Annotated in this window: 9 protein-coding genes; 4 read left to right on the top strand and 5 right to left on the bottom strand. The window is 62.8% G+C overall.

All coding sequences use genetic code 11. The features are described 5' to 3' along the window. Positions 1-231: 231 nt before the first annotated feature. From yghU to WBB95_RS17070, 4 genes are read right to left on the bottom strand one after another with little or no spacing between them, the layout of a single operon-like run. Positions 232-1065, bottom strand: coding sequence for a glutathione-dependent disulfide-bond oxidoreductase (yghU, locus tag WBB95_RS17085; protein ID WP_424488668.1), 834 nt, complete (start codon positions 1063-1065; stop codon positions 232-234). Between the two features lie 4 nt (positions 1066-1069). Further along, positions 1070-2515 (bottom strand): efflux transporter outer membrane subunit, encoded by a 1446-nt coding sequence (locus WBB95_RS17080; protein WP_424488667.1) that lies wholly within the window; start codon positions 2513-2515, stop codon positions 1070-1072. Beyond that, on the bottom strand, positions 2508-3677 hold the full coding sequence (locus WBB95_RS17075) for an efflux RND transporter periplasmic adaptor subunit (protein ID WP_424488666.1): 1170 nt from the start codon (positions 3675-3677) through the stop codon (positions 2508-2510). The genes WBB95_RS17080 and WBB95_RS17075 overlap by 8 nt, the downstream gene beginning before the upstream one ends. A 1-nt stretch (position 3678) precedes the next feature. After that, positions 3679-6858, bottom strand: a complete 3180-nt coding sequence (locus WBB95_RS17070) for an efflux RND transporter permease subunit (protein ID WP_424488665.1) — start codon at positions 6856-6858, stop codon at positions 3679-3681. A gap of 329 nt (positions 6859-7187) precedes the next feature. On the opposite strand from WBB95_RS17070, the gene WBB95_RS17065 reads away from it, so the two are divergent. The 3 genes from WBB95_RS17065 to WBB95_RS17055 are packed head-to-tail and all read left to right on the top strand — an operon-like array spanning position 7188 to position 8762. Next, positions 7188-7604, top strand: a complete 417-nt coding sequence (locus WBB95_RS17065) for a MarR family winged helix-turn-helix transcriptional regulator (RefSeq protein ID WP_424488664.1) — start codon at positions 7188-7190, stop codon at positions 7602-7604. Positions 7605-7607: 3 nt separating this feature from the next. Continuing rightward, positions 7608-8135, top strand: a complete 528-nt coding sequence (gene mug / locus WBB95_RS17060) for a G/U mismatch-specific DNA glycosylase (protein WP_424488669.1) — start codon at positions 7608-7610, stop codon at positions 8133-8135. A gap of 30 nt (positions 8136-8165) precedes the next feature. Then, positions 8166-8762 (top strand): glutathione S-transferase family protein, encoded by a 597-nt coding sequence (locus tag WBB95_RS17055; RefSeq protein WP_424488663.1) that lies wholly within the window; start codon positions 8166-8168, stop codon positions 8760-8762. Between the two features lie 21 nt (positions 8763-8783). Here the strand turns inward: WBB95_RS17055 and WBB95_RS17050 are convergent, their stop codons facing one another. Beyond that, entirely contained in the window at positions 8784-9551 is a 768-nt protein-coding gene (locus WBB95_RS17050; protein WP_424488662.1) for an SDR family NAD(P)-dependent oxidoreductase, read from the bottom strand. A gap of 138 nt (positions 9552-9689) precedes the next feature. Between WBB95_RS17050 and WBB95_RS17045 the strand changes: the two genes are divergently transcribed. Then, positions 9690-10838, top strand: coding sequence for an aldose epimerase family protein (locus tag WBB95_RS17045; protein ID WP_424488661.1), 1149 nt, complete (start codon positions 9690-9692; stop codon positions 10836-10838). Positions 10839-10871 lie beyond the last annotated feature (33 nt).

Raw genomic sequence — 10871 nt, 5'->3', positions numbered from 1 at the left:
GCAGGCTTGAAGCCGTGGGTAACCCGGCAGGACGCCGGGTTAGCCGCCCCGCGCCATGGATGGCGCGTGGCGGCGGCCCACGGATTCAAGCCTGCGTGCGGGCATGCCGAGCCTAGGCGAGGCACCGAGTGGAGGGGCAAGAGCGTTTTGGTTACTTTTGCGCTCCACCAAAAGTGACCCGCTGTAAGAGCGGAACCCATCGAAGCCATCACCCAAATAACGAACTAACCCTCAGTCCAAATCCCCCGCATCATGCCGCTCAGCCAACTGCTCGGCAGCCTCCCCGGAAACCCGGTTCACCCGTCGCCCGCGCTGCACCGCCGGGCGTGCGTCGATCGCCTCTGCCCAGCGCAGCACATGCTTGTATTCGTGCACCGAAAGAAACTCCGCCGCCCCATACAACCGGCCTTTGACCAGACCGCCATACCAAGGCCAGATCGCGATATCGGCAATGGTGTACGCATCCCCGGCAATGTACTCACTCACCGCCAACCGCTGGTCCAGCACATCGAGCTGACGCTTGGTCTCCATCGCAAACCGGTTGATCGCGTATTCCATCTTGCTCGGCGCATACGCATAAAAATGCCCAAACCCGCCACCCAGGTACGGCGCGCTGCCCATTTGCCAGAACAGCCACGACAAACACTCCGCACGCGCCGCCGGCTCAGCAGGAAAGAACGCGCCAAATTTCTCCGCCAAGTACTGCAAAATCGCGCCCGACTCAAACACCCGAATCGGCGTATCACCGCTGCGGTCCAGCAGCGCCGGAATCTTCGAGTTCGGATTCACCGAGACAAACCCGCTGCCGAACTGGTCGCCGTCGCCGATCTTGATCAGCCAAGCATCGTATTCCGCGCCGCTGTGCCCCAGGGCCAGCAGCTCTTCCAACAGAATCGTGACCTTCTGCCCATTCGGCGTGGCCAGCGAATACAGCTGCAATGGGTGCTTGCCCACAGGCAGCTCTTTGTCATGGGTCGCCCCGGCAACGGGCCGGTTGATGCTGGCGAAAGTGCCGCCGCTTTCGGTGTCCCAGGTCCACACCTTCGGGGGTACATAGTCGGTCATAACGTTACGGCTCCTTGGTTTCAGTAGTGTTCGACGCAGCCAGTTGAGCCACGTTCCATCCGCCGCCCAGCGCCTTGATCAAGCCCACATTAGCGCTCAATTGCTGGGTTTGCAGTTGCAATACAGTGCGCTTGGCTTCCAGCGCCGCCACTTGGGCGGTTACCACGTCCAGATACGCCACGGCGCCCTGGCGATAGCGCGAGGTTGAAAGGTCTTCAGCGTATTGCGCGGCTGCCGCGGCGTCACGCTGATCATCCAGCGCACTGCCCAGGCCGGCGATCTGCGACAGGTTGTCTTCCACCTGTTCGAACGCGCCCAACACCACACCCCGGTATTTGGCCGCCGCTTCATCGGTGGCCGCCTTGGCGATATCCACTTGGGCCTGACGCGCGCCCCCATCAAATAGCGTCCCCACCAGCGACGGGCCGATGGCCCAGAACAGGTTAGGCGCACTGAGCAGGCGCGCAAATTCATCACTCTGATAGCCGCCCTGAGCACTCAAGGTGATCTGCGGGAACCACGCGGCCTTGGCCACGCCGATGCGCGCGTTCGCCGCCGCGATGCGACGCTCGGCGGCGGCAATGTCCGGGCGACGTTGCAGCAAGCTCGACGGCACGCCGGTCGGCACGTTCGGCAAGGCGATCGGCGCAACATTGACGGCCACGGAATAGGTCGACGCCGACTCACCGAGCATGGCGGCGATGGCATGTTCCAGCACCGCGCGCTGCACCAGGCTCTGGCTCAATTGCGACTTGACCGTCGACAACTGCGTACGCGCCCGCGCCACGTCCAGGCCCGACACGATCCCGCCGCCGTGCAGGCCTTCGGTCAGGTTCAGGGCCTTGGCGTAGGCGTCACGGGTTTGCTCCAGCAACTGGTTTTGCCAGTCGATGCCACGCAGGCGGATGTAACTGTCGGCCAGTTGCGCCTGCAGGCTCAGGCGTACCGACGCGAGGTCAGCCTTGGCCGCCTCGGAATCGCTGGTGCCCGCGGCGACGGTATCGCGCACGCGGCCCCACAGGTCGACCTCATAGTCCACTTCCAGGCCCAACGTGGCCGAGTTGTAGGTGTCCGGCGAGGTGGCCGAACGCAAGGGTTTGGTATCCGACTGCCGGATACGCTGGCCGTTGCCAATCGCCGAAATCGTCGGGAACAGCCCTGAACGCGCTTGCGCCACGTAACCTTGGGACTGTTGGTAATGCGCCAGCGCTACGCTCAGGTCAGCGTTGTTTTTCAGCAACTGCTGCTGCATCGCGTCCAGTTGCGGGTCGTTGTAGATGCGCCACCAGCCATCACGGTTGGCCTGATCATTTGGCGCGCCGACGGTCCACGGGCCTTGGGTACGGAACTGCGCCGCGATCGGTGTTTCAGGCACCTTGAGCGGCGGTGCCAATGAGCAGGCGCCCAGGCTCAAGGTGGCGAGCAGCCCCAGCACTGTGCGCTTAGCCATGGGGTTTGGCCTCAGTGGCGGCGACAGCCAACTGCACCGAGTCATCATCGGCGAGGCCATCGGGCGGGGTGTCGATCACGCGGTCGGTGGCTTGCAGGCCGCTGGCGATTTCCACGCTGTCGCCAAAGTCACGGGCGATGCTGACGGTCTTGAAATGCACATGGTTCTGGGCGTCCAGGGTCGCGACACGCATGCCCTTGTCATCAAACACCAGCGCGCTGGAGGGCACCCGCAATACGTCGGCCTGCACCGGCAGGTCGAACTGCACGCTGGTGTAGCCGCCGGGCAGCAGGCGGCCGCCGGGGTTGTCCACGAGCAATTGCACCAAGGTGCTGCCGGAGGCGGCGTTAACCGAGTCGGCGGTGGCGATCACCTTACCGGTGAAGGTTTCTCCGCGATATTCCGGCACGCTCAGGCGCGCGGTAGCGCCTTCGCGAATCTGCGGCGAGAACGTCTGCGGCACCTGCACATACACGCGCAAGCGGCTCACGTCCGCCACGGCAAACAACTCTTTACCGGCCGCGCCACCGGCGCTGATCAGCGCGCCCACGTCGGTGCTGCGCGCAGTCACCACCCCGGCAAACGGCGCCACCAGGTGCTGGAAGCCTTTGGTGGCGACCAGTTGCTCGACATTCGCCTTGGCCGCCGTCACCTGGGCCTGCTTGGCCGTCAGGTCGCCGGTGCGTTCATCCACATCCTGGCGCGACACCGAGTCGTTCACCAGCATGGCCTGCCAGCGTTTGGCGGTGGTGGCGGCGAGGTTGGCATTGGCCTGCGCCGAGGCCAGGGTGGCGCGGGCTTGCAGCAGCTGCTGGTCAAGTTCCGGGGTGTCGATTTCGGCCAGCACTTGCCCGGCTTTGACGCGGGTGCCGATGTCGACATTCCAGGATTTGAGGTAGCCGTTGACCCGCGCAAATATGGACGCGCGGGAATACGCTTCCATGCGCCCCGGCAGGTTAAGCACCGGCCCCTGGGCCTGCACCACCGGGGTGATCAGTTTGACGCTGGGCAGGGCCTGGGCGTCGGTCCAGGTCTTGAGGTCACGGGATTCGCTGGCGCGCACGCCGATGCCGACACCGACGATGACAACCACGACGACCCCGCCCACGATGAGCCACAGCAGGCCACGGGAAGACTTCGGTTGAGAATGGGAAACGGACATGTCAAACCCCTACGGTAACGGTGGTCGCAAGCGGCGCGTGTTGGCGACGCCCGTGCACAAGACTGAAAATCAGCGGAACCAGAATCAAGGTGGCGATGGTGGCAAACGCCAGGCCGCCGATCACCGCACGCCCGAGCGGCGCATTCTGTTCACCGCCCTCCCCCAGGCCCAGAGCCATGGGGGCCATGCCGATGACCATTGAAATGGCGGTCATCAACACCGGCCGCAGCCGCGTGAAACCGGCCTCCAGCGCGGCCTGCACCGCATCGCCATGCACCGCCAGGCGCTCGCGGCAAAAACTCACCACGAGGATGGCGTTCGCGGTGGCCACGCCCATGCACATGATCGCCCCCGTCAGCGCCGGCACCGACAAGGGCGTGTGGGTGACAAACAGCATCCACACAATGCCGGCCAGCGCTGCCGGCAGCGCCGTGATGATCACGAACGGGTCGGCCCAGGACTGGAAGTTGACCACGATCAGCAGGTAAATCAGCACCACCGCGCCAAGCAGGCCGAACAGCAAGCCGCTGAAGGCTGCGTTCATGGTCTGCACCTGGCCCTGCAGGATCACCTTGGAGCCAGTCGGCACTTCGCCGGCGTGGGCCGCGATGATCTTCTGGATATCGGCAGCAACGCCGCCCAGGTCACGGTCCTGAATTGCCGTCAGCACTTCAACCACCGGCTGGATATCCGACTGGGTGATCACTGAGTTGCCGTGACTGCGCTGGATATTCGCCACGCCGCCCAGGGTTTGATCCGCCGCCGCCCCGCTGCCGCCGCTCAGCGGCAGGTTATGCAACGCCGCCAAGGTTTCGAGGCTGTATTGCGGGGTTTGCATCACGATCGGGTAGGAAATGCCGTTGGCCGGGTTGAGCCAGAATGTCGGTGCCACCTGGCTGGAACCGGCGAGGTTGACCACCAGGCTGTTGGTCACGTCGCGCTCGGTCAGGCCGACCAACTGCGCGCGGGTGCGGTCCACGTCGATATTGAACGTTGGCAATTGCCGCGACTGCTGGATGCGCGCATCCACGACCCCTGGCACCCGGCGAATATCACGCAGTAACTTATTCGCGTAGGTGAAGTTGGCCGCCAGGTTATTGCCGGTGACTTGCAGGTCGATCGGCGCGGAAGAACCGAAGTTGAGGATCTGCCCGACAATGTCCGAGGCCGGGAACGAGAACACCGCACTCGGGAATTCCCGTGGCAGGGTTTCGCGCAATTCACGCATGAACTCGGCGGTCGGGCGATGGCCTTCGTTCAGGCTGATCTGGATATCGCTGTCCTGGGAGCCTACGGTGCCGGTGTTGTTGTACACCACGTTGATCCCGCTGATGGACAGGCCGATGTTGTCGACCAGCGCCTTGAGTTCCTGGGCCGGGATTTTACGCCGGATCGAGTTTTCAATATCGGCAATCAGGTGCGCGTTACTTTCCACGCGTGTGCCCACCGGGGCGCGCACGTGCAGCAGGATCAACCCGGAATCGACCTCTGGGAAGAAGTTGCGACCGAGAAACGGCACCAGCGCAAACGACACAGCAACGAACGCCAACAGGCCGATCACCACGGTGCGGCGGTGGTGCAAGGCGCTGTCCAACACCGTGTGGTAACGCTCACGAAAGGCTTCAAAACGCCGCTCGAAGCCGCGCTGGAAGTTCACCAGCGGGTTGCGCGTCGGCGCAGGCCCGGCTTCACCGTGCACGTGGGGCTTGAGCAAGTAATTGGCCAGCGTCGGCACCAAAGTCCGCGAGAGCAGGAACGAGGCGATCATCGCAAAGATCACCGCTTCGGCCATCGGCACGAACAGGAACCGCGCCACGCCGTCGAGGAAGAACATCGGCACAAACACAATGCAAATACACAGCAGCGAAACGAACGCCGGGGTGACGATTTGCGCCGCGCCGTCGAGAATCGCCGTCTCCACCGGCTTGCCCTGTTCCAGGTGCCAGTTGATGTTCTCGATGGTCACTGTGGCGTCGTCCACCAGGATCCCCACCGCCAGCGCCAGACCGCCGAGGGTCATGATGTTGAGGGTTTCGCCGAGGGCCGACAGCGTGGCAATCGAGGCCAGAATCGCCAGCGGGATCGAGGTGGCAATGATCACCGTCGAGCGCCAACTGCCGAGGAACAGCAGGATCATCAGGCTGGTCAGCGCGGCCGCGATCAAGCCTTCTCGCGCCACGCCGCTGATGGCCGAGCGCACGAACAGCGACTGGTCGCCGATCAGGTCGATATTCAGGTTGGGCGGTAACGCGGCTTTGTTGTCGGCCAGCTTTTCCTTGACCCCGGCGATCACGCCCAGGGTAGAGGCCGAGCCCGTCTTGAGCACCGTCAGCAATACCGAGCGGTTGCCGTTCACGTGCACGATGTTGGCTTGCGGCGGGTTGCCGTCGCGCACCGTGGCCACGTCGCGGATCAGCACAGTGGTGCCGTCGGCGGTCTTGATCGGCAGGTTTTCGAGGTCATGGAAGTCCGACGGCGAGTTGTTCAACTGCAAGTTGAACTCGTAGCTGCCGATCTTCTGCGTGCCCACCGGGGTGATCAGGTTCTGGGTGGCCAGGGCGGTGGCGACGTCCTGCGCCGACAAGCCACGCGCTTGCATGCGCGCCGAATCAAGGTCGATCTGCACCTGTCGGCTCTTGCCACCAAACGGGTATGGCAAGGCCGCGCCGGGCACGGTGGTGAGCATCAGGCGCACGGAGTTGATGCCGATATCGCCCAACTGCTGCTCGCTGAGGCCTGGGCCCGACAAGGCCAATTGCACAATTGGCACGGTCGAGGCGCTGTAGTTGAGGACCAGCGGCGGCACGGTGCCGGGCGGCAGTTGCCGCAGGATCGCCTGGGACACCGACGTCACCTGGGCGTTTGCGGTACTGATGTTGACCCCGGGCTGGAAGAAGATCTTCACAATCCCGTAGCCATTCATCGACTGCGCTTCGATGTGGCGGATGTCGTTCACGGTGGTGGTCAGCACGCGTTCGAACGGCGAGGTGATGCGCCCTGCCATCTGGTCAGGCGGCAAGCCGGTGTACTGCCAGATCACGGCGATCACCGGGATGCGGATTTCGGGAAAAATGTCGGTCGGCGTTCGCCATGCCGCCAGCGGCCCGATGATCAGAATGAAAATAGCCAATACCAGGAAGGTATAGGGGCGCAGCAACGCGATGCGCACAAGGCTCAGCATAGGAGGTGATCCAGACAGGGGGTTGGACGTTCAAGCAGGCAAAGCCGTGCCATTTTCCCGCCTCGCCCCATGCGCATCCTGGGGATTTTGCAACGACATCCGGGTCACAAAGAGGCATATGCCACGATATCCAATTTAGTGGCGTACGCAACTAATTTGTTTCAAGCTGTCTCAGTCTTCATCTGTAGGCCATATCTGGTCTGAAAGGCCTTGTCCTGACGGGTTCGGCAGGCATAATTGCCCGCGTCGTGTTTTGTATCAGAGAGTATCCGCCCTTGAAATCCGCTCCGCCTTGCTCCGATAGCCCCAGCGCCTGCGTAAACGGTGCCGTGCGCCGCACGTCCCGCCGCCTGGGCCAGATCTATGACGAGGCGTATGCGCCCTGCGGACTGAAAGCCACCCAGTTTGCAGTGCTCAACCGTATCGCCAAGGCCGGCACGCCAAAAATGGGCGAGTTGGCACAAGCCCTGGTGATGGACTTGTCCGCCCTCGGCCATACGCTCAAGCCACTGGTGCGCGATGGGTTGGTGGAACTGCAGGTGGACGAACTCGACCGCCGCACCCGTCGCGTGCTGCTGACCGAAGAAGGCAAGCGCACGCACGCGGCAGCCAAGCTTATTTCGAGCAAAATGGCCGAGCGCTTCGATCAGGCGTTCGGCCGGGAAGCGGCGGCGCAGTTGCGCCAGACCCTGGATTTTATTGCCTCCGACGATTTCGCCCGCACGCTGCTGGCCAAGGACGCCTGAGCCATCAAACTCGAAGACATCCTCGCCGACCGCCTCGCCGTGGTGTTCTGCGGCATCAACCCCGGCAAGGGTTCCGCCGCTGTCGGCCTGCACTTTGCCAATCGCAGCAACCGCTTTTGGCGCACGTTGCATCTGGCCGGGTTCACGCCCGATGAAATCCGCCCCGAGGACGGTCGCACGTTGCTGCGCTATCGCTGCGGTTTGACCACCGTGGTGGAACGCCCTACCGCCAGCGCGAGCGAGTTGGCGCGTCATGAATTCAAGGACGTGGCGGCGGCGTTTGAACACAAGGTCCGCGACTGCCGGCCACGTTTCGTGGCCTTTCTCGGCAAGGCCGGTTACAGCGCGCTGTCCGGTCAACAAGCGGTTGCCTGGGGCTTGCAAAGCGGGTTGATCGGCGATGCGGCGGCATGGGTCCTGCCCAACCCCAGTGGGCGCAACCTGGCGTTCAGCCTGGACCAATTGGTCGACGCCTACGCGCAACTGCGCAAGGCCATTGCGCAGGCCGAGCAGCAGCCCTTAATCTCTTGAGCCCAACACCCTGAGAGCAATGGAGGCTTCATGAAACTGGTCGGCATGCTGGACTCGCCCTACGTGCGGCGCGTGGCAATTTCCCTGGAGCTGTACGGGCTGGATTTTGAGCATGAGGCGCTGTCGGTGTTTCGCGATTACCCAGCGTTTTCCGCGATCAACCCGGTGGTCAAGGCGCCCACCCTGGTGCTGGATGATGGCACGGTGCTGATGGACTCCAGCTTGATCCTTGACTACCTGGAGGCCCTGGCCCCGGTCGACAAAAAGCTGTTGCCCCAAGCCCCCGCCGAACGCGCGCGGGATTTGCACGTGCTGGGCCTGGCGCTCGCAGCCTGCGAGAAGAGCGTGCAGATCGTGTATGAACACGAGCTGCGCCCGGCCGAGAAGCTGCATGCGCCCTGGCTCGACCGTGTCACCGGGCAACTGCTCGCTGCGTATTCGCAGCTGGACAAGCACTTGGCGGACAGCGAAGCCGTGACCCAGGCGTCCCTTACAGCGGCAGTGGCCTGGTCGTTCAGCCAGTTCACCGTGGCGTCGGTGGTGAACGCGCACGCCTTCCCCAACCTGAAACGCCATGCCGAACGGCTGGAACAGCACCCCGCCTTCAAGCGCTACCCGATCGAATAGGCACGTTGGATCGGCGTCAACTCAGACCCAGCCACCGTCCACGATGAAGTTCTGCGCCGAACACATCGCCGACGCGTCGGAGGCGAGAAACAGCGCCATATTGGCGATGTGTTCCGGCAGCACACTGCCCGGCAGGCACTGGCTGCGGCTGATCAGTTCCTTGGCGGCGTCGTCCACCCACATGGCCAGTTGTTTTTCCGTCATCACCCAACCGGGCACCAGGGTGTTGACGCGGATGCGGCTGGGCCCCAGCTCCCGCGCCAGCGCACGGGTCATGCCATGGGCGGCAGCCTTGCTGGCGGCGTACACCGGGTAGCCCGCCGACGCCATCATCCAGCCGACGGACCCCAGGTTGATGATCGACCCACCGCCCGCGCGCTTCATCATCGGCACCACGGCCTTGGCCGCAAAGAAGGCGTGCTTGAGATTGACCGCGATCAGCCGGTCGAACAGGGCCGAATCGACTTCTTCCAGGGTGTGGCGCACATCATTGGCGGCGTTGTTGACCAGCACGGTGATCGGGCCGAGCGAGTGTTCGAAGCGCCCTATCGCCGCCTCAAAGGCGATTTCATCGGTGATGTCGCAATAAACAAACTCAACCGCGTGCCCCTGTGAACTCAAGAGTGCGGCCAGCCGTTCGCCCTGACTTTGCGCACGGTCGACAAAACCCACCTTGGCACCCTGCGCGGCGAAGGCCCGCACCATGAATTCGCCAATGCCCGAGGCACCTCCCGACACCAGCACGGTCTTACCCTTGAGGTCGGGATACACAGCCTGCGCAGTACTCATATAAAGATTACCCCACTCAATTAGTCTTATTTTATTTTGCAATATCGCGTTAAAAGGCTATAAATCTGCTGCTAGATCGACAAAATATCGCACATTAGTAGAACTATTCCACTGAAAACAACAAAAGGAAGTTCGACCATGAAGCACCCTCGTCATCTCCTTTCCGGCCTTGCCTTGTCCATGATGATCGCCAGCGGCGGTGCCCAGGCGGCAGGCCTCACCAGCGAACAAAAACCGTTCGGCAAGACCAATGACGGCACCGCCGTCGAGCAGTACGTGCTGCGTAACAGCCATGGCATGCAAGCCACGGTGATCACTTACGGCGGCGTGCTGCAGTCGCTGAAAGTACCGGATAAAAACGGCAAGACCGAAGACGTGGTGCTCGGTTTCGACGACGTGCAAGGCTACCAGGCCGGCACCGCGTTTTTTGGCGCGACCATCGGGCGCTTCGGCAACCGCCTCGCCGGCGGCGCCTTTGAACTCGACGGCAAACACTACCAGGTGCCCCTCAACGACGGCCCCAACTCGCTGCATGGCGGCGCCCAGGGTTTCGACAAGCACGTGTGGCAAGCCAAGCCGGTCAAGGGCAAGGATTCGGTCGGCGTGACCCTGAGCTACCTGTCCAAGGACGGTGAAATGGGCTTCCCCGGCAACCTGAAAACCGAAGTCACCTACAGCCTCAACGACAAAAACGAACTGCACATCGACTACAAGGCCAGCACCGACAAACCGACGGTACTCAACCTCACCAACCACAGCTACTTCAACCTCGCCGGCGCGGGCAACGACGACATCCTCAAACACGTCGCCACCTTGCACGCCAGCCACTACACGCCGGTGAATGCCACCTTGATCCCCACCGGCGAACTCGCCCCGGTCAAGGGCACACCGATGGATTTCCTCAAGCCCACCGCGATCGGCCAACACATCAAGGACGATCACCCACAGCTTAAATTTGCCGAACCGAAACAAGGCGGCTTTGACTTCAACTGGGCGCTGGACACCCAAGGCGACATCAAAAAACTCGCCGCCGACATACACGACCCCGCCTCCGGCCGGCGCTTGCAGCTCTACACCACCGAGCCGGGCGTGCAGTTCTACACCAGCAACTTCCTCGATGGCACCGTCAAAGGCAAAGCTGGCAAAACCTACCAGCACTGGAGCGGCTTCACCCTGGAAACCCAGCACTTCCCGGACGCGCCTAATCAGCCGAAATTTGCCTCAACCCGCTTGAACCCGGGCCAGACCTACACCCAGCACACCATCCTCAAATTCAGCGCCGACTAAAAATGTGGGCGCTGGCTTGCCTGCGATGGCGGT

Source organism: Pseudomonas sp., assembly GCF_049645325.1.
Classification (GTDB): domain Bacteria; phylum Pseudomonadota; class Gammaproteobacteria; order Pseudomonadales; family Pseudomonadaceae; genus Aquipseudomonas.
This window is presented reverse-complemented; position numbering and strand designations above follow the sequence as displayed.

Excerpts from the sequence above, each read along its gene's own strand:
- yghU (WP_424488668.1), bottom strand. The coding sequence starts at position 1,065 with ATGACCGACTATGTACCCCCGAAGGTGTGGACCTGGGACACCGAAAGC.
- WBB95_RS17080 (WP_424488667.1), bottom strand. The coding sequence starts at position 2,515 with ATGGCTAAGCGCACAGTGCTGGGGCTGCTCGCCACCTTGAGCCTGGGC.
- WBB95_RS17075 (WP_424488666.1), bottom strand. The coding sequence starts at position 3,677 with ATGTCCGTTTCCCATTCTCAACCGAAGTCTTCCCGTGGCCTGCTGTGG.
- WBB95_RS17070 (WP_424488665.1), bottom strand. The coding sequence starts at position 6,858 with ATGCTGAGCCTTGTGCGCATCGCGTTGCTGCGCCCCTATACCTTCCTG.
- WBB95_RS17055 (WP_424488663.1), top strand. The coding sequence starts at position 8,166 with ATGAAACTGGTCGGCATGCTGGACTCGCCCTACGTGCGGCGCGTGGCA.
- WBB95_RS17050 (WP_424488662.1), bottom strand. The coding sequence starts at position 9,551 with ATGAGTACTGCGCAGGCTGTGTATCCCGACCTCAAGGGTAAGACCGTG.
- WBB95_RS17045 (WP_424488661.1), top strand. The coding sequence starts at position 9,690 with ATGAAGCACCCTCGTCATCTCCTTTCCGGCCTTGCCTTGTCCATGATG.